Source organism: Bradyrhizobium sp. BR 1433, from assembly GCF_051547665.1.
Classification (GTDB): Bacteria; Pseudomonadota; Alphaproteobacteria; order Rhizobiales; family Xanthobacteraceae; genus Bradyrhizobium; species Bradyrhizobium australafricanum.
Genome location: NZ_JBPUGG010000001.1, coordinates 3,199,086 through 3,218,305, shown reverse-complemented (window position 1 = coordinate 3,218,305; position 19,220 = coordinate 3,199,086). Strand labels below are relative to the sequence as shown.

The window sequence follows — 19,220 nt, the reverse complement described above, 5'->3', positions numbered from 1 at the left end:
GCTCCGAAACCCCGGCCATCTCCGCACCCGGCCTCCTCCTCAACCCAAGCCGGGAGCAAAATAAATGAGGCAACCGACCGCACCCGGGAGCATCGATATGTGAGGCAATACGCGCTCTCATCGTGATTGTCGCGCTATAATGAGGTTCGTGCCGGTAAAGAGCGAGGCGGCACATGCCCTCCGCGCTGGTGTTTCCGCACCTACGATTCATTCGTCCGACAGCACACCCAGCTGATCAATGCACTTCGTGGGCACGTGACCGAGTTTGAGATCGTAGTCGCGCAAGGACCGATGCACGTCGACAAGCTAGTCGCTATGGTCGACGATCCGACCGTCACTTTGCTGAAGCCTGCGTGCCTCGTGCTCGATGTACTCATCGCCCAACTGCGTGCCCTCGGCGAACGGGTGGTAAAGCTCGACGCTGAGATCGTCCGCCGCGCGAAGGACGATTCGACTGCGCGGCGATTAATGACCATTCCTGGGATCGGAGCGATTACCGCCACAGCCCTAATTGCGCTGGCTCCGTCGGCGACCATCTTTCGGCGAGCCGTGATTTTCGCCGCTTGGCTTGGACTCACGCCGGTGCAGCGATCGAGCGGCGGCAAAGAGCGGTTGGGCCGAACTTCCCGAATAGGCGAACAGACGTTGCGGCGTCTGCCCATCATCGGAGCGAACGTGGTCGCTAGCTGGGCATTACGCATGGGCACCGCGACGGGAACATGGCTGGTCGGCATGATGTCGCGCAAACCGCCAATGCCGGTGCGGGTCGCACTCGCCAACAAAATGGCCCCGGACGGTGTGGGCACCGCTCGCCTATGGCGGGGTCTTACCGAGCTCGGACCGTGACGGCGTAAACCATCAGGGTCGTGAGGTGGCGTGGAGCAGGCTGAAGTCGCAAGGAGAGTATAGCGCAACCGTCGTGAGACTAGGTCGAGTAAACCAAGCCATGGACAAGCGCTTCGAGCGTGCGAGATTGTTTGGATCCGATCGCGAACTCCCATACGGGCTAGCGGCATATCATGGCCGCAGCGACGGCCGGACAGGGGTCAGCACCCGATATGCGAGCCATTTGGTCCAAAGATTCAGCTCGCTGCCACGGAGGCGTCCACAGATGTCCATGATTACGATGTCGCCGTACCGCAAGGTTGGGACCAGAACCTTCTCGATATAGAGAAGGAAGGCTTCGCCGTTGATCGGTCCCTCAATTAACCGCGGGGCGTGATGCGATCGTGGCGCAAGGCGGCCATGAAGGTCATGGTCTGCGATCGGCCAAGCGGCACCCTTGGCTTTGATGCGTTGACCGCGTGGTGACCAGCCCCGCAACGGCGCCATGTTGGTCTTGGTCCAGGTCTCATCAATGAACATCGGGCGGGCGGGATCAATCCGGTCCCGATACTTGATCCATTGCGCCTGTCGACGGCGACGTCGGGACGGTCCTGTTCGGCGGCAATCAGCGTCTTTTTTGTAACTGAGCTTCTCGGCGTGGACGAACTTCACATCGTGCGGTAGTCGACCTTGAGGCCAAGCCCAGCGGCCTTGATCACAAGCCCACGTAAGGTAAATCCGGCACGCTTCCACGAGATCGGCAGCGTCAAGCCCGACGACCAGATTGGCGATCGTTGGATCAGCCATTCGCACATTCTTCTTTGGCCTATAGCCGCGCTGTACCCAGTTGATCGCCGTTTATTGCGCCGCCCTGATACGCGACAGCCGCCTTTGATGACAGCCCGCCACCACCCGTTCGCGAAGGTCGTCCGAATAGGGGCCTCCCATCCGCGCTGGCCTCCTTCCCAGCCAGCATGTCGAATTAGAAGCCTTCCCGATTTGAGAATCCTCAACCAATTCAAACTAGATCGATCCCACTCTAGTGACGCGCGGCCGAGACGAGTGCAATCGGCGTGCTCCAGACACTTTGAGGCAAGAGGATCGATTAGATTATTCCGGTATGGAATGACATTAGAGCATAAAATCGTTTAAGTCTTTGTGCGGTGGTGTGCTTCATCTTCGATATATCGCATTATGATGCATCGTGTTGCATCTGTCGGGGAGTCGTATGAAACGCCGAGATGTTTTAATGGGCGCGCTGAATCTTGGTGCGGTCTTCTCTATGAGTGCTCCCTTCGTCGTGCCTCCTCGAGCTCAAGCTGCCACAACAATTACGTACGTGGGCTGGGGTGGGAGCGCGGGTGATTTCTTTAAGGAATTTTGGATCAGGCCCTTCACGGCAGAAACCGGAATCTCTGTAGAGTATGTCATTGGTCCAGATCTGGCGAGGGTGAAAGCCCAAGTTACAACTAACAACGTTGAATGGGATGTGGTCGAGTTGACTGGTCCATCCGTCTATGCCGGCGCGAAGGAAGGCTTTTGGGAGGCGGTCGATCCTAAAATAGTTGATTCCGCCCGCTTCGTTGTGAAGCAACCTCCTTTTGCGGTGCCCGTTTATATCTTCACGAGTGGTATTGCATATGACCCAAATCGAACGAAGCGTCCGGCGGACGATTTTTCCCAGCTCTGGGACGTCAAGAATTTTCCTGGACGTCGCGCCCTTCCTTCTTATCACGCCAGTGACGTGTTGGAGCTTGCTTTGCTTGCGGATGGTGTTGCGCCGAGTGGCTTGTATCCGCTTGATGTGGATCGCGCTTTCAGAGCCTTGGATCGGATCAAGTTGTACGTCACGAAGTGGTACGCCGAAACCGCTCAAGCGGTGACGCTCATTCAGACGAACGAGGCTGACTACACTTACGCGGGTACGAACCGGGTTAAGGCCGCGAAGGCGGCGGGCGCTTCGATCGATTTTTCCTTTGGCCAGTGTATCAGCGGGACGGCTTACTTCAACGTGTTGAGGGGCAGTAAGCGGAAGGAAGCCGCGATGCGGTTCCTTGAATTCGTCACTAGGCCGGCTCAGCAGGCGTCGTTGGCCAACAAGCTTGGTGTTCCGTCCGTAACAAAAGGTGTCGAGCAGCTTATGGAGGAGCAGGCGAGGCGCTGGATGCCCGATCTCGATAATCCGAAGAACGTGTTCCTCGACAATGAGTACTGGGCTGATCATTACGTTGAGCTCGACAAGCGTTTCAAGGAGTGGATCCTAACGTAGGGTGCTCGCGTCTACCTTCCGCTTGTCCCGGGATCGTGTGGCGTAGGCCGGTATGGGGCGACTTGCCCACCTAAGAATCTTGTGACTCGTATAGAATGAGGCTGGATGGCTATCGATTACCAACGTCTGAAGGACTGGAAGATTCCGGTCGTCGAATCGCGGTATACGCAAAAGGACTCGATGCTGTATGCGCTCGGCGTTGGGCTCGGCTCGGACCCGGTCGACACGCAGCAGCTGCGCTTCGTCTACGAAGAGCGGCTGCAGGCTTTGCCGACGATGGGAACGGTTCTCGGCTATCCCGGCTTCTGGCTGCAGGATCCCGCAACGGGTGTGACGTGGCAGCAGGGGCTGCACGGCGAGCAGAGCATCGAAATCCACGAACCGCTCGCGCCGGCCGGGCACGTGGTCGGTCGGACATGGGTTGAAGAGGTCGTGGACAAGGGCGCCAGCAAGGGGGCGCTCGTCTACCAGCGCCGCACGCTCACGGATGCCGCCAGTGGCCGCAAGCTGTGTACCCTCGTGTCCTCCACCTTCTGCCGCGCCGACGGGGGCTTCGGAGGACCGCCGCGCGCCGCGCCTGCACCGCACGCCATTCCTCAGCGCGAACCGGACACGTCCTGCGACCTGCCCACTCTACCGCAATCGGCGCTGCTGTATCGGATCAATGGCGACTACGCTCAGCTGCACGTGGACCCGGAAGTCGCGCGCAGTGCGGGCTTCGACCGTCCGATCCTCCATGGCCTTTGCACTTTCGGCGTGGCAGGTCATGCGCTGCTTAAGGGCATCTGCGCCTACGAGCCTGCCCGCATACGCAAGATGGCTGCGCGCTTTTCAGCACCCGTGTATCCTGGGGAAACCATCCGCACGGAGATCTGGCGCGACTCGCCGGGCCGTGCCTCGTTCCGTTGCCGCGTCACTGGACGCGACATTGTGGTGCTCAACAACGGTTTGCTGGAATATGAGGACTAGGCACATATCCGGCCAGTTCGACGTCGGCGAGAGCGACGGCGTCGCGATGCTTCAACCACTCGGAGAAACTCAATTCGCTACTTCCGACGGCGAAACACTGCGCGTGGCGCACGACGACGCCATCCGCGCGATCCTCATCGCGGGCACGGGCAGGGGCTTTTGCATCGGCAAGGGCGTCGAAAGCCGCCTGGCTATGATGAGCTACTCCGCGCTGAAACAGCCACCGCGAGCTTTGCCGCTCCTGTGGCCTACTTGGGCGAACCGGTAGTCGCTGCGGTCAACGGCTTCGCGCCGCTGGCTCTGGTGATCGGCAACCCAAGCGAGCTCTTGGATCAGTGAAGGCCGTACTTCGCGCGCTAGAGCCGCCTGAAGCGGCAAAGAAGCAAGACTGCCCATCCCAGATCGCGGTCTGGGGGGCGCTTGGCTCAATGTCGCTTCGTGAGCGGGGGCTGTTTCCAATGCGGCCGCATTACCGGCCATCGTCGGCGACTCCTGAAGTCGCCGAGCCAATGGTAAACGTTGTCCTCGTCGGCCGACGTATCTCTGTCCCCTGAGCCTAAGGTTTTCTTACAATGACCGCCACACAATCGATACCAAACCAGCTGCAGGATCGCGTAGCACAGGCCTTGTGCAGTCTCGATGCGCTTGAGTCCGCATATGAGACCGTCACGGTTGGACAGCTGGTTTCCCTGCGGGCGCGAACGCACGGCTCCGCAACGGCGATCGACATCTTCGAGCGTGGCGAGCGTGCGACCTACATCGAGATGGACCGTAGGTCCAACAGCTATGCACATGCGCTGCGCACATTCGGAGTACGCAAGGGCGATCGCATCGGTGTGATGCTGCCCAATCGTATCGAATTCCCGATCCTGTGGTTCGCGTTTGCAAAGCTCGGGGCGGCGATCGTCCCGATCAACATGCGTTACACGGCCAGGGAGATCGAATACATTCTCAGCGATACCCAGGCCAAATTCGCTATCGTGGACGAGTCCGCATGGTCCGCGTTCTCCGCGATGGACCCTTGGCCGCGAGATCTCGCCAAGGAGCGAGTGATTCTTGTCGGACAGCCTTCCGACGCAACAGCCGCGACCCTCGATTCCTTGCTCAAGGGTGTCGACGACTCGCCGGTAGACGAGGATGTGCGCCCCGACGACCTCCTGAACATCCAATACACCTCGGGCACAACGGGCTTTCCGAAGGGCTGCATGTTGACGCACGACTATTGGGGCGTGTTCTCGTACGCATTTGCCTACTTAGACTATCAGCCGTACGAGAGATACCTGTGTTGGTCGCCGTTTTTCTATGGCTATGCGCAAGTTCTGCTTTTGAGGTCGTATCGGCAAGGCGGTACGCTATATGTGGCTCAGCAACTCAGCTCGTCGCGTTTCATCGATTGGCTCAAGATGTACCGCATCGAGTGGTGTGCGTTGCCTAGGCTGATAGCGCAAGCCGCCGACGATATACCGAGTTGTCTGAGGCAGGCCTCGCAGTACGACGGCTGGAGTGCTGACACCATACGCCGAATCCGCGAGCGGTTCGGCGTGCGCGGTCACAATTTTTACGGGATGACGGAAATCGGACAAGGCACACAATGTCGTCTCGACATCGACGACGCCGGTTCGCACGGACTTCGCGCGCCGTTTCGGGAGCTGCGGTTGGTCAATGAGGACGGCAGCCCTACGCCGATCGGCAAAGTCGGCGAGTTATGGGTGAGGGGGCGTGCGATATTTAAGGGCTATTGGAACAAGCCGGACGCGAATGCCGAATTCTTCGAACGCGAATGGTTCAAGACGGGCGACCTGATGCGCCGCGACGAACTCGGCTTCCATTGGCTGGTGGGACGCAAGAAGGACATGATCCGGCGTTCGAGCGAGAACATTGCTGCGCGCGAGGTGGAGGCGGTTATCCGCGAGATCGCAGAGATCGCGGATGTTGCCGCCGTACCCGTTCGCGATGCCAAGCGCGGCGAGGAGGTCAAGATCTACGTGGAGTTGAAGGAAGGTGTCAGGCGAGACGATCTCCCCGTGGAGCGCATCCTGCAGCATGCACGTGCGCGCCTTGCCGTGTTCAAGGTGCCGCGTTACATCGCCTTCACTTCGGCGCTTCCGAGAACCGTGACCAGCAATAAAGTGCTCAAACGTGAGCTGATGGCCGTAAGCGATCCGTTGTCCGGCACCTACGACAGCGAGGAGGGGCGCTGGCGCTGAAGCCCGTGGCTCAGCTCAGATCGCACACGCGCGCAGTAGCCACTTCAACAGTTCAAGCACTCTAGAGGACCATCATGAGCAACAGCAGCGTCATTCAATATCCCGAGATTACGGCCTCCGCTGACCTTCTCGTGGTCGGTGCCGGACCGGCCGGAATCGCTGCCGCGCTTGATGGCGCGCGAAGTGGGGCCAAGGTTACGCTGGTCGACGAAAATCCGATAAGCGCTGCACTGATGGGTATGGACGTGCCGCTCTTTTACGGCCAGCGCATGACCACAGCGGTGCAGCAAAAGGAGCGCATGGTCGAGCAGCTTCTGAAATCCAACCCCGGCATCGAGGCAGCCTTCGAGGCCGGAGTTGAGGTCCTGCTCGGCACCTATGTGTGGGGCGCGTTCGTCAATGGACCGGGTGTCCAGTCGCTGCCCGGGCGGATCGCGGGGCTGGCCGACGAAACACGCGCCTGGCTGCTGCGTTTCGACCGGATCGTCATCGCGACCGGCGCGCGCGACCTTGTCCTGTCCTTCCGGGGCGCCGAGCTGCCCGGCGTGATGGGAGCGAATGCGATGAACGCGCTCCTTTCCCGCTACGACGCGTTCGACGGACATCGCCTCGTCGTGTTGGGTTCAGGTGCGCTGGCGCTCACGACGGCGCTGGCGGCACGGGATCGCGGGCTTGATATTGCTGCCATCGTCGAGGTGCGCGACGAACCTCAAGGGCCGCCTGAGCTTGTCGCTGAACTCACCCGGCGAGGTGTGCAGATCCTGACCTCGGACGTTATTGTCGAGGCACGGGGTGGTGTTGCCGGCGTCACTGAAGCGATCCTCGTTGATCTCGACAATGGGGCCGAACGCGTTATCGCCTGCGACACAGTCTGCCTAGCCATCGGCCTTGTGCCTAACATCGAGCTGGTCGACGTGCTCGGCTGCAAGTTGGTGGCGTCGAGCCAACGCGGAGGCCATGTTCCGGTACTGGACGAAAACGGCCAGGCCAGCCTTCCCGGCGCATATGTCGTCGGCGACGCCGCGGGGGTCGATGACGGCGGCGACGCCTATCGCATCGACTGGATGCAGGCGCTCGAGAAGACGGGCGGCGGCGATGTGAAGATCTGCCTCTGCGAAGAGGTCACACGGGCCGAGCTTGCGGGCGTGAAGCCGCCGCGCTATCTCGGTCCCTGCCCACAAAAGATCGAGAACCGCAGCCTTGCGACGATGCTGGGCGACGGCCCGCTCAATCACGATCAGATGAAGCGGTTGACCAGGGTCAGCATGGGCGCCTGCCAGGCACGTCGCTGCCGCGAACAGGTCGCGCTGAAGCTCGCTCTGGTGGCCGGTGTGACGCCTGGCGAGATTCCCCTTGCCGGTTATCGCGCGCCTGTCAGGCCGCTGCCGCTGAACGTCCTGGCGACGATCGACGAAACTTTCAAGACGCGCGAGAGCTGGGAAACATGGGTCGGCATGCCTGCATATTTATGACGAGATTGGTATCGGCCACGAGGTCTTCGATCACGACTTGGGTTTCGGGCTCAACGTACATTTTTGACGGAAAGGCTTGGCGATGACCTCGAACAAGGGCGCATCGGTAGTGATCATCGGAGGCGGCGTCACGGGTTTGAGCGCTGGCTGGTGGCTGGCACGCGACGGCATCGAGGTGCTGGTGCTTGACAAGGGCATCGTTGGCTGGGAGGCATCCGGCCGGAATGGCGGCGGGGCGACCCATTTTGGGAGCCCGCTGTTCCATGAGGAGCAGCGGTTGTGGCCGCAGATGGACGACCTTCTCGGCTACCCGACCGAGTATCAGCGCGAACGCATCATCCTAGCCCTCAATGAACGCCAACACGAAATCTATCAATTGAGCGTGGACAAGATTCGCCGCAAAGGCTACGGCGTGACTGACCTTGATGGCAAATGCCTGCGCGAAGCAGTGCCGTTCGTGGGCGACAACGTGCGTGGCGCGTGGCTAGTTCACGTCGGCGGTCATGCAAATCCGCAGCGCACCGTGCAAGCCTACGCTTGGGCTTTGCAGGATCTCGGCGGTCGCATCCTGCAGCACACGCGGGTGCTGGATTTCACCAGTACCGGTGGTCGGGTGGCAGAGGTGCATACGGACCGCGGGCGCTTTCACGCGGACGTCGTTGTGGCCGCCGCCGGCCCCCAGACCGCGGGCCTGATGACGAAGCTCGGCATCAACGTGCCGCTCAGCACATCACGCGCAGAAATGATTGCCACCGAGCCTCTTGACACGCTGATGGCCCGGGGTGGCGTTGACGGCAACGGCCTTTTTGGCCGTCAGACGTTGCGCGGCAATCTCATATACGGTGGCGGATCACATGAATGGATCGACGCTGGCGACGGGGCTATCCGCATGGCTCAGCCGTCTACGCCCCTTATCTGTAACATTGCGAAACGCCTCTGCGAGCTGTTCCCGAAAGCCGGCCATGTTCGTATGATCCGTAGTTGGTCCGGCATCGTCGAAGTCACGCCGGATCTGCGACCGATCCTCCATCGGCTCGAGCATCCTAGTAATGTCGTTCTCGCCACGATGTCGAGTTTCGGCTTCGGCCTCTCACCCGCCAGCGGCCGCGCGATCCGGGATCTCGTCGTCGACGGCGTGTGCTCGTTCGCAAATCTTGATAAGCTTAAGCTGGATCGTTTCGCAAGACTTGAGCCGGACTGGCGCGAACGCCGCGGCTGGTTCTCATCCGGCCCGGAATGTGGAGGGAATTGACGCGGCGGAATTTCCACGCAACTGAAAAGCCCCGTGCCATCGCACTCATTAAGGCGACCGGAAGTCGCACATGTAAAAGGAACGACCCCATGCCGACACACGACCCTGCGATCAAGCGCATCTATGCCCGCAGCAATCACACCTGCTATGGTATGGGTCTCGGGATCATTCTGCTTGATCAGGTTTATCCGGGATTTCCCGGCGACGTGCGAAATGCCAGCGCCTATCCATTCCCGATCCAATACGAGATCGCCGAAGGGGTAGACGTCAAGAATCTACTCGGCGGCAAGGACAAGACGGACCTTCTGGAGCCGGTGCTGAACGCGGCACGCAAGCTCGAGCGAATAGGCTGCCGCGCCATCGCTGCAGAATGCGGCTACTTCGCATGGTTCCAAAAGGAAATCGCAAGCGCGGTCAAGGTGCCTGTCTTCGCGTCGAGCCTCTTACAGGTGCCACTGGCGCAGATGGTGATCGGGTCGGACCGCGTCGTTGGCATCCTCGTTGCGGTCGAAAGGCAGTTGCACGACCGACATCTGGCCTCGGTCGGAGTTCGATCTGGGAACGAATTATGTCGTCCATGGAGCGGGGGACCATGGGAAGACGCCGCAATTCGAAAGCCTCTGGAAGAAGAAGCCGGATCGGATCCCGACTGCCGACTACGACCTGGCCGAGCGCGACTTTGTCAAGGTGGCCCGGGATTTTGCGTCGGTTCATCCGAACATGGGCGCGATGGTGCTGGAATGCACTGGCTTCCCGCCCTTCGCGCGGGCGGTCCAGCGGGAAATCGGCATTCCCCTGTTCAGTTGGTCGACACTGCTGGAATATGCCTATTCAGTCGCCGTTCACCGTGACTTCTACGGGCATGTGTAATGGGAAGGCTTCTGACGCGGCTTCGAGAACAGCGAGGCCACGTAACTCTAAGCATTCGCTCGGTGTAAGACGTGTCATGGTGTCTAGATGCTGCTGGCAATCCTCGGCTAACGATTGCACGAGCTGAGTTCCTTGCTCCCGGTCGATTTCCTATGAGCCTGCGGTGGCGCCGCCACCGCATCGCCTTGATCGGGCGTGCCCAACGGAATGGCCGTGTCGGCGTCGCCGTCCCCGTACCGGTCTTAGTATCGATTTCGAAAGTAGAAACGACCAGCTCCTTGGCCCGCTTGGTCACGAAGACAATCCATGGCCGCCAAGATCCGGAAAGTCACTCATGCGCGCGGCTCTCTTCCTCGCCGGTATAGCCCTCTTAATTCCTTCTTGAGCGACGTGCCTATGGTGTCGCGTGGCAGCTCGGCGACGACCTCAATTGATTTGGGGGCTTGCACGAGGGCGTGATCGACAGTGCGCCTGATGCGGTTGAGCGACTGATAGCGAAGCTCGCCAAAAGGCACCGGGACCTCGCCTTTTGCTACGAAGCCGGCCCGACCGGCTACGGTCTCCATCGTCAGATCACACGGCTTGGCCACGACTGCATCGTGGTTGCACCATCACTGATCCCGAAGCGGCCTGGAGAACGAGTTAAGACCAACCGCCGTGATGCGCTGACCTGGCCAAGCTGCATCGTGCAGGAGAGCTGACCGCGGTCTGGGTACCGGATCCGGAGCACGAGGCGGTGCGAGAACTGGTACGTGCCCGAGAAGCCCCGATGGAAGATCTGCGGCGGGCCCGTCACTTGCAGTCCTTCCCGCTGCGTCACCGGCCGTCAAGCGTGGACCAAGGCGCATACACGATGGCTGTGCGAGCAACGCATCGAGCAGCGGTGCAGTATCTCGTGCTGGCCGAGTATCGCCAAGCGATCGAGGCCGCCGAGATCCGGCTCAAGCGTCTGGACGAGCAGGTTGCCGAGGCGGTGAGTTCATGGTCCATGGCTCCAGTGGTCGCCGCCTACCAAGCGCTACACGGCGCCGCATTCCTTACCGCGGTCACTTTCGTCACCGAAATCGGCGACGTGCGCCGCTTCGACAGCCCGCGCCAACTGATGGCGTATCTCGGCCTGGTGCCCTGCGAAAACTTCACGGGAGAACGCATCCGGCGCGCCAGCATCACCAAAGCTGGTAATGGCCGGGCGCGCCGCGTGCTCATTGAGGGCGCCTGGACCTACCGCTTCCCCGCCCGGATGAGCCGCCTACTGCAGGAGCGGCAGGCCGGCCTGACGAAAGCGGTGTGCGACATCGCCTGGAAAGCCCATGTCAGACTCTGCGCTCGCTATCGCAAGCTGATGGCACGTGGCAAACGCCAGGCAGTCGTCACCGTGGCCATCGCCCGGGAAATGGCCGCCTTCCTTTGGGCGATCGGCCAAGAGGCGGAGCCGCACGGCGCAACCTGATCGCTTGCGCGAATTAGCCACGCTTCCTTCCACTTCAACACAGGAAAACTCTCAGGAGCGACACCATTGTTGCGCATCGCTGGGGGCAGGGCCCCGGTTGAGGAACCCTCGAACCAATTGTGTGGCCGACATTGTCGATGCCCGCTGGCAGATCGAGGCAGCCCCGGACGAACAAACGGAAATGCCTGTCGCCATGGGGCGCTGTCAGCGGCGGTCTCATGTCGCATGTGGTCATGTTAACGGCGTATACCGTCAGGCGAGCGTAGCCCCATGTCCACTAATCTTGGATGCAAACTCCACCGGCAGACAAGGTTTGCGATTGCTCGTCGATCTCGTGTCCAAGAAATTGTTGGACGACTTGGCGTCGTTGTGGGCTGTGTCGGTACTGGCTTGTCCATGTGAGGGATCAGGTGACCAGACCTCAGCACCACAGTCGACTGACTGCGCCGAAGGGAGCTTCTTATTCGGGAGACCCATTTATTCGAAGAGTAGTGCATTTTGGCGCCGCGCGATCATGCAGATATCAGTCGCTGGGATTCTTCAATCAATACTGGGCGCCGCACGGCCTGACCGGAAATCGTTGGAGCACCTGTAATTCGCAATATAGCCGTCACGATCAGAATATTGGCAAGACCGTTGGCCGTCCGCGCATCGGCGAGAGCTCATCGAACCACTCGACGGAAATCCTCAGGAATCAATCATGAATGCTATCCTAATTGATGGAAAGGCCATCGCCGAGGCCCTTACGGATCGCGTTGCGCGCGATGTAGCGCTACTCCGAGCCAAGTACAACGTCACTCTTGGCTTGGCTGTCGTGCTAGTCGGCGAGGATCCGGCCAGTTCGGTTTACGTGAAGATGAAAGCAAGGCAGGCGCAGGGGATTGGATTGAAGTCTCAACAATTTCTACTGCCCAAGAATGTTGGCGAAGGAGAACTTCTGCGGTTGATCGAACAACTCAGCGCTGATCATTCGATCGATGGCATCCTTGTCCAGCTTCCGCTCCCTGAGCACATCGACCATTGGCGCGTGCTGGAGGCTATCGATCCGGCCAAGGATGTGGACGGCTTTCATCCTTACAATGTTGGACGACTGGCGGTACGGCGGCCTGCTCTCGTCCCCTGTACTCCGCTTGGAGTTCGTCCATCTGATCAAAACCGCAGTGAGTGATTTAGATGGACTCGACGTTGTCGTTATCGGGCGCTCGAATATCGTTGGAAAGCCTCTGGCGGTTCTGCTCGGCGATGCCGGATGTACCGTGACGGGTGCGCAGCTCCAGACGCGCAACCTGCCGGACCTCTGCCGAAGGGCCGACATTGTCGTCGCGGCTGCCGGCTATGCTGAGCTGGTCCGAGGCGATTGGCTCAAGTCGGGCGGGATTGTCGTTGATGTAGGCATCAATCGTACGATCGATTCGACCGGCACTACCAAACTTGTAGGAGACGTCGCGTTCGCCGAAGCGAGCAAGCGCGCGAGCTACGTAACCCCGGTACCCGGCGGAGTTGGCCCCATGACCGTCGCCTACCTGCTCGCCAACACCATTGATGCGGCAGTTTCTCGCCGAGGGTTATCGCTGGCGGTGAATCCCGACGCCCGCCACATTTGGCCATCATCGAGCTCAGCCTCCGAGAGCAAGCTCATGCCGGTTGGTCTGGAGCGGGTAACCTATTAAAAGGACCTGCGCGTCACCGCCGTTTAGCGGGCGTTTCGCGCAGTCGCTCTGCTCGTGGCGCTTGACCGAAGCGCGCGCGGTAGGTGCGAGAAAAATGGCTCGCACTCTTAAAGCCACAGGCCAGCGCGATCTCAAGTACCGAAAGGCTGGTCTGCCGAACCAAGTCGCGCGCGCGGTCGAGCCTCAATGAAAGATAATGTTCGCCCAACGAGCAACCGAGGTGCTGGCGGAAGAGCCGTTCGAGGTGCCGCAGCGACACGTTGGCTAGTCGCGCCAATTCTTCCGCGACAGCGGATTTTCCACGGTTTGCTCCATCCGGCTGATCACGCGGAGGAGGGGTGCATTCGCGATACCGAGACGTTCCCGCAACGGCATCCGCTGGGGACCAGTTCCTTCACGAACATGCGACTGCAGGAACCACTCGCTAACAGCCATCGCCAACGTGCTACCGTGCTCGCGAGCAATGACGGCATGCATCATGTCGAGTGGCGCGGCGCCGCCGCTCGATGTCAATCGATCGCGGTCGATTTCATAAAGAGAGCGTCGTAGATCGAGTTCGGGGTAATCCTCGACGAAGGCCGGCGCATGCTCCCAGTGAATTGTGAAGCGATAGCCGGTGAGGACGTTTGCGCGGGCGAGAATGTAAGGTCCGCCTGATACGCCACCTATTTTGACACCGCGCCGCGCAAGTTGCCTCAGCCAAGAGAAGGTCGGAGCATGTTTGAACAGGGCAGGGTTGCCACCAGCGCAAACAAAAACATAGTCGAAATATGCGTCCGTCCCGACACAAAATTCCGTTTGAATTCGCACTCCATTGGAGGCTGCGGCTGGTTCTCCATCGATCGAAATGTGGCTCCAGCGGTAGAGCGGGCGGCCGGACAGACGATTCGCCGCGCGCAGCGGCTCTATCACCGACACATAGGACAACATCGGGAACTCAGGGATGAGCAGAAAGCCGATATGTGCCGTCGGTTTGGCAAAGCTGTCGTTTCCAGACGATCGGAGGTCGCTAGCAATCATGCCGGCGAAACTAAGCCGTTCAATCTGCGTCAGACAAGCAGGATTTCTGCGCAGCTACCGACCTTCAGACCCGCCAATGCGTTATTCCATCCTCTCCCTCATTGCCCAAGCCCTAAAGGGCCACAGTGGCTGGCGGCCGGCCTGGCGCGACGCCGCGCCCAAGCCCGCGTACGACGTCCTGATCATCGGCGGCGGCGGTCATGGTCTTGCAACAGCTTACTATCTTGCCAGCCGGTTCGGCATCAACAACGTAGCGGTGATCGAGAAAGGCTATATCGGCTCCGGCAATGTCGGCCGTAACACGACGATCATCCGCTCGAACTATCTCCTGCCCGGCAACATTCCTTTCTACGAATTGTCGATGAAGTCCTGGGAGGGGCTGGAGCAGGAGCTGAACTATAACGCAATGGTTAGCCAGCGCGGGGTGCTCAACCTCTTTCATTCGGACGCTCAGCGCGACGCCTTTGTGCGGCGCGGCAACGCGATGAGGCTCGCCGGCGTCGATGCCGAAATCATCGACGTCGAGCAGGCACGCGCCATGCTGCCCTTCCTCGATTACGAGACGGCTCGCTTCCCCATTCAGGGCGGGCTGTTACAGAGGCGCGGCGGCACAGCCCGCCATGATGCCGTTGCTTGGGGCTATGCCCGGGCCGTCGACCGCCGCGGCGTCGACATCGTTCAGAACTGCGAGGTGACCGGTATCGCTATCGTGGACGGCCGTATCACCGGCGTCGAGACCACGCGTGGTCCGATCAAAGCGAGAAAGGTCGCGCTCGCTGTCGCAGGCAGCTCCTCGCGTCTCGCCGCAATGGCTGGAATCCGGCTACCGATTGAGAGCCATGTGCTGCAGGCATTCGTTTCCGAGGGGCTAAAGCCCCTGATCGACTGCGTGTTGATCTTCGGCGCGGGCCATTTCTACATCAGCCAGTCCGACAAGGGCAGCCTGGTCTTCGGTGGCGACGTTGATGGCTACAATTCCTACGCCCAGCGCGGCAACCTACCGGTGATCGAGGATGTGATGGAGGCGGCGATGGGCCTTTGGCCCGGCTTGGCCCGAGTGCGATTGCTGCGTCACTGGGGCGGCATCATGGACATGTCGATGGACGGCTCGCCGATCATCGATCACACGCCCATTCAAGGGCTTTATCTCAATGCCGGCTGGTGCTACGGCGGCTTCAAGGCGACGCCGGCCTCCGGCTTCTGCTTCGCCCATCTGATAGCCAAGGACGAGCCGCATCCTGTCGCGGCTGCCTACAGGCTCGACCGCTTTGCCACCGGTCGCCTTATCGATGAAAAGGCCGTAGGCGCCCAGCCGAATCTGCACTGATCCCGTTGAGCACAGCTAATGCGCATTCCTTGTCCCTATTGCGGTGTACGTGACGTCCAAGAATTTACCTATCTGGGCGATGCAAGCCCGCGGCGCCCCAATGGCCTCTCTGCAACGGAAGCTGCGATGTTTGACTACGTTTATCTGCGCGAAAACCCGCGCGGTCTTCATAAGGAGTTCTGGTATCACGGCGCCGGCTGTCGTGCTTGGCTTGTTGTGCGCCGTGATACGCTGACCCATACGATCGACTCGGTGGTGCTGGCAAAGAATTGCAGGGCGGGAGCGGCGGCATGAGCACTCAGCCCTTCCGTCTCACCAGCGGCGGTCTGATCGATCGCGCCCGGTCGCTCTGTTTCCGTTTTGACGGCAAGAGCTATGAGGGACATACCGGCGACACGTTAGCCTCGGCGCTGCTCGCCAACGGCGTGCGCCTCATCGGTCGTTCGTTCAAGTATCACCGCCGGCGCGGCGTTCTCTCGGCCGGCCCCGAGGAACCTAACGCGCTCGTCGAACTGCGCACAGGTGCGCGGCGCGAGCCGAATACGCGAGCGACGGTTGTCGAGCTGTTCGACGGCCTTGACGCAACGAGCCAGAACCGCTGGCCCTCGCTTGCTTTTGATTTGCTGTCGGTAAATGGTCTCGCTGCGCCGGCTTTGGTCGCCGGCTTCTACTACAAGACATTCATGTGGCCTGCAGCGTTCTGGGAGAAGGTCTACGAGCCGCTGATTCGCCGCGCCGCGGGACTCGGACGGGCCGCCGGCCTCGAGGACCCCGACCACTACGAGAAGGCCTTTGCCTTCTGCGACATTCTGGTCATTGGTGGCGGACCGGCAGGCCTGTCCGCGGCTCTCACGGCAGGCCGCAGCGGTGCGCGCGTCATCCTCTGCGATGAGGATTTTCGGCTCGGCGGGCGTCTGCTCGCCGAGAGGCGCGAGATAGATGGACACCCCGCCGCCGATTGGCTCGCCGCTACTCTGGCCGAGCTCGCCAGCCTTTCCGAAGTGCGCATCATGCCGCGCACGAGCGTCTTTGGGCTCTACGATCACGGCACTTTTGGCGCGGTTGAGCGTGTCAACGACCATGTCGCTGTGCCGCCAAGGCATCAGCCGCGCCAGCGGGGCTGGCGAATCTACGCGAAGCGCGCGATACTCGCGTCAGGTGCGCTCGAACGCCCGATCGTCTTCCCCGGTAACGACCGGCCAGGCATCATGCTCGCCGGCGCCGTGCGTGCGTACGTCAACCGATTTGGCGTTCTGCCTGGCCACGAGGCTGTTGTCTTCACGACGGGCGACAACGGCTGGGCGACCGTGCGCGACCTCGTGGCGGCAGGCTCCCGCCTGACAGCAATTGTCGATTCCCGCAGCGAGATCGATCCTGCGTTCAAAGCGCTCGCCAAGCGTGTCGGCGCGCGATTATTTGCAGGCAGCGTTGTCGAGGCGACTCGGGGCGGCCATGACTTGCGTGGTCTAACCGTCCGTGACGCCTTCGGCAAAGGTGCGACGCTGACCTGTGATCTGCTCGCAGTCTCTAACGGCTGGAACCCGACGCTTCACCTCACGTCCCACCAGAACGGCAATCCCGTTTGGAACGAGGCGATCCAAGCCTTCGTGCCCGGAACGTTGCCTCAAGGTCTCGCTGTAGCGGGCGGTGCCGCTGGCCGTTTCACGCTTGCCGAGGCGTTGCAAGACGGCGCGCGGCTCGGCCGCGAGGTGGCGATCGAGGCCGGATTTGCGCCGGCAGCGGCTGAGCCCGTTCCAGTTACCGACCCGGAGACCAACGTGCTAAAGCCGATCTGGCGCGTGACAGGTGGCAGTGGTGAAGCCTTCGTCGATTTGCAGAACGACGTCACGGTTAAGGATGTCGAGCTCGCGGCGCGCGAAGGCTACCGCTCCGTTGAACATCTCAAGCGCTACACGACGCTCGGCATGGCGACTGACCAGGGCAAGACCTCTAATATCGCCGGCCTTGCTATCATGGCGGCCCAGACGGGCAGGGCGATTTCCGAGACTGGTACCACGAGTTTCCGCCCGCCCTACACTCCGGTGGCAATCGGTGCACTCGCTGGGCACCACCGCGGCAATGATTTCCGTCCGGTACGTCTGTCGCCGACACATCAGTGGTCGTGCGAGCAAGCGGCGGTCTTCGTCGCGACGGGCCAATGGCTGCGGGCGCAATATTATCCGAAGTCCGGCGAAAAGGACTGGCTGACAACGGTCAACCGCGAGGTGCTTGCCGTACGTAGCCGCGTCGGCATCTGCGACGTCTCGACGCTCGGAAAAATCGACATTCAGGGCACTGACTCAGCCGAGTTCTTGGAGCGCGTCTACATCAATGGCTGGAAGATGCTCCCGGTCGGCAGGGCGCGGTACGGATTGATACTGCGCGAGGACGGATTCGCCATGGACGACGGCACTACCTCCCGCCTCGGTGAAAATCACTACCTGATGACCACCACGACGGCCAATGCTGGCAAGGTGATGCAGCATCTCGAATTCTGTCATCAGGCGCTTTGGCCGGAGCTCGACGTGCGGATGGTCTCGGTCTCCGAACAATGGGCGCAGGCGGCGATCGCCGGGCCGAAATCACGCGAGGTACTGCGTGGTGTGGTTGACCCTGAACACGACATTTCGAACGACACCTTCGCATACCTTGCTGCGCGTGAAATCACGGTAGGTGGAGGCATCCCGGCGCGGCTGTTCCGGATTTCATTTTCGGGCGAGTTGGCCTACGAGCTCGCGGTTCCGGCGGACTACGGTGACGCGATGATGCGCGCGTTGATGGCGGTGGGCGAGCCGCACGGCGTCACGCCCTACGGTACCGAAGCGCTTGGTGTCATGCGCATCGAGAAAGGGCATGTCGCGGGCAACGAGCTCAATGGTCAAACCACGGCGCGTGATCTTGGCCTCGGCAGGATGATGTCGTCCAAAAAGGACTTCGTCGGCCGGCTCATGGCGAAGCGGGAAGCTCTGGTTGAACCCGATCGGCCGACCCTCGTGGGTTTCCGGCCTGTCAATCCGGCCGAACGCCTGCGTGCGGGCTCACACTTCATCGGCATCGGCCGTCCCGCAAACACGGAGAACAATGAGGGCTACATGAGCTCCGCCGCCTATTCGCCGACTCTGAAGCACTGGATCGGTCTGGGCCTTCTTAAGAACGGGCCTCGCCGCATCGGCGAGTACATCCGCGCCGTCGATCCGGTCCGCAATGCTGACATTGAAGTCGAGATTTGCTCACCAGTTTTTCTTGACCCCGAAGGTGTCCGTCTGCATGGCTGAGCAAGCGACTTCTGTTTGGCGTCCCTGTGGCGCTTGGGCCGGTATTACCAAGGCTGGCCAGATCGGAGCAACTGGCAAGCCCGGTGTCACCGTATTGACCTTGGAAAGCTTGGGCTTTGCGACGTTGATCGCGTCAGCCGGGTCAACCCACTTGGCGCGTGCGATCAAGCGGCTGACTTGCCTCGATCTGCCGCGAACGTCATCTGTAGCGCTGTCGAGCACACATGGTGTGGCCTGGGCAGGGCCGGATCAATGGCTGCTCATCGCGCGACAACGCGCTGGTTTTTCTGATCTACTCGCTTCATTTTCGAATCATGCTGCTGTCAGCGACCAGAGCCACGCCCGCGCGGTGCTGCGCGCCTCGGGTGCGCGAGTACGAGAAGCTCTCGCGAAGGGCTCGATGGTCGATCTTCACTCTGCGGTCTTCCCGGTCGGCGCGACCGCGCTGACGAGCTTTGCGCATATTGGTGTGCAGCTGTGGCGGACCGGGGACGGACCGGACGGTGCCGTCTTTGAAATCCTTGTGCCGCGCAGCATGGCCGGGAGCTTTTGGTCCTGGTTTGCGGCTTCGGCTGCCGAGTTCGGCTGCCGCGTTAATATTGGCCGAAGTTGAC

16 protein-coding genes and 1 pseudogene are annotated in these 19,220 nt (G+C 60.8%); 14 read left to right on the top strand and 3 right to left on the bottom strand.

The genetic code is table 11. The features are described from left to right. Window positions 1-255 precede the first annotated feature (255 nt). Entirely contained in the window at window positions 256-846 is a 591-nt protein-coding gene (locus ACSKB9_RS15855) for a transposase (protein ID WP_438074177.1), read from the top strand. Window positions 847-1,017: 171 nt separating this feature from the next. On the opposite strand, the gene ACSKB9_RS15850 is transcribed toward ACSKB9_RS15855, so the two are convergent. After that, window positions 1,018-1,632, bottom strand: coding sequence for a hypothetical protein (locus ACSKB9_RS15850; protein WP_438074176.1), 615 nt, complete (start codon window positions 1,630-1,632; stop codon window positions 1,018-1,020). A 421-nt stretch (window positions 1,633-2,053) separates the two neighbouring features. On the opposite strand from ACSKB9_RS15850, the gene ACSKB9_RS15845 reads away from it, so the two are divergent. From ACSKB9_RS15845 to folD, 9 genes and pseudogenes are all read left to right on the top strand, one after another. Then, entirely contained in the window at window positions 2,054-3,094 is a 1,041-nt protein-coding gene (locus ACSKB9_RS15845) for an ABC transporter substrate-binding protein (RefSeq protein WP_438074175.1), read from the top strand. A 105-nt stretch (window positions 3,095-3,199) separates the two neighbouring features. Further along, window positions 3,200-4,063: a MaoC/PaaZ C-terminal domain-containing protein gene (locus tag ACSKB9_RS15840; RefSeq protein WP_438074174.1), complete on the top strand. Its 864-nt coding sequence runs from the start codon at window positions 3,200-3,202 to the stop codon at window positions 4,061-4,063. Between the two features lie 572 nt (window positions 4,064-4,635). Continuing rightward, window positions 4,636-6,270, top strand: coding sequence for a class I adenylate-forming enzyme family protein (locus ACSKB9_RS15835; protein WP_438074173.1), 1,635 nt, complete (start codon window positions 4,636-4,638; stop codon window positions 6,268-6,270). 74 nt (window positions 6,271-6,344) lie between these two features. Continuing rightward, on the top strand, window positions 6,345-7,742 hold the full coding sequence (locus ACSKB9_RS15830; RefSeq protein ID WP_438074172.1) for an FAD-dependent oxidoreductase: 1,398 nt from the start codon (window positions 6,345-6,347) through the stop codon (window positions 7,740-7,742). 82 nt (window positions 7,743-7,824) lie between these two features. Further along, window positions 7,825-8,994, top strand: coding sequence for an NAD(P)/FAD-dependent oxidoreductase (locus tag ACSKB9_RS15825; RefSeq protein WP_438074171.1), 1,170 nt, complete (start codon window positions 7,825-7,827; stop codon window positions 8,992-8,994). Window positions 8,995-9,083: 89 nt separating this feature from the next. Then, window positions 9,084-9,845: a hypothetical protein gene (locus tag ACSKB9_RS15820; protein WP_438074170.1), complete on the top strand. Its 762-nt coding sequence runs from the start codon at window positions 9,084-9,086 to the stop codon at window positions 9,843-9,845. A gap of 474 nt (window positions 9,846-10,319) precedes the next feature. Then, window positions 10,320-10,565, top strand: coding sequence for a hypothetical protein (locus tag ACSKB9_RS15815; RefSeq protein ID WP_438074169.1), 246 nt, complete (start codon window positions 10,320-10,322; stop codon window positions 10,563-10,565). After that, window positions 10,535-11,314 carry an IS110 family transposase gene (locus ACSKB9_RS15810; protein WP_438080242.1) on the top strand — a complete coding sequence of 260 codons (780 nt, stop codon included), beginning with the start codon at window positions 10,535-10,537 and terminating at the stop codon, window positions 11,312-11,314. The genes ACSKB9_RS15815 and ACSKB9_RS15810 overlap by 31 nt, the downstream gene beginning before the upstream one ends. Window positions 11,315-12,014: 700 nt before the next feature. Continuing rightward, window positions 12,015-12,882: pseudogene (gene folD, locus ACSKB9_RS15805) on the top strand (bifunctional methylenetetrahydrofolate dehydrogenase/methenyltetrahydrofolate cyclohydrolase FolD); the annotation flags it as partial. Window positions 12,883-12,997: 115 nt separating this feature from the next. Here the strand turns inward: folD and ACSKB9_RS15800 are convergent. Both ACSKB9_RS15800 and ACSKB9_RS15795 read right to left on the bottom strand, forming a co-directional pair. Then, window positions 12,998-13,243 carry a helix-turn-helix domain-containing protein gene (locus ACSKB9_RS15800; protein ID WP_438074168.1) on the bottom strand — a complete coding sequence of 82 codons (246 nt, stop codon included), beginning with the start codon at window positions 13,241-13,243 and terminating at the stop codon, window positions 12,998-13,000. Between the two features lie 5 nt (window positions 13,244-13,248). Beyond that, entirely contained in the window at window positions 13,249-14,004 is a 756-nt protein-coding gene (locus tag ACSKB9_RS15795) for an AraC family transcriptional regulator (protein ID WP_438074167.1), read from the bottom strand. A gap of 76 nt (window positions 14,005-14,080) precedes the next feature. Between ACSKB9_RS15795 and ACSKB9_RS15790 the strand changes: the two genes are divergently transcribed. The 4 genes from ACSKB9_RS15790 to ACSKB9_RS15775 are packed head-to-tail and all read left to right on the top strand — an operon-like array spanning window position 14,081 to window position 19,219. Further along, entirely contained in the window at window positions 14,081-15,331 is a 1,251-nt protein-coding gene (locus ACSKB9_RS15790) for a sarcosine oxidase subunit beta family protein (protein ID WP_438074166.1), read from the top strand. 18 nt (window positions 15,332-15,349) lie between these two features. Then, window positions 15,350-15,625, top strand: coding sequence for a sarcosine oxidase subunit delta (locus ACSKB9_RS15785; RefSeq protein WP_438074165.1), 276 nt, complete (start codon window positions 15,350-15,352; stop codon window positions 15,623-15,625). Continuing rightward, the gene (locus ACSKB9_RS15780) at window positions 15,622-18,606 is read left to right on the top strand and encodes a sarcosine oxidase subunit alpha family protein (RefSeq protein WP_438074164.1); all 2,985 of its coding nucleotides are present in this window, start codon (window positions 15,622-15,624) and stop codon (window positions 18,604-18,606) included. Before ACSKB9_RS15785 ends, ACSKB9_RS15780 begins: the two co-directional genes overlap by 4 nt. Next, window positions 18,599-19,219, top strand: a complete 621-nt coding sequence (locus ACSKB9_RS15775) for a sarcosine oxidase subunit gamma (protein WP_438074163.1) — start codon at window positions 18,599-18,601, stop codon at window positions 19,217-19,219. The genes ACSKB9_RS15780 and ACSKB9_RS15775 overlap by 8 nt, the downstream gene beginning before the upstream one ends. Window position 19,220 lies beyond the last annotated feature (1 nt).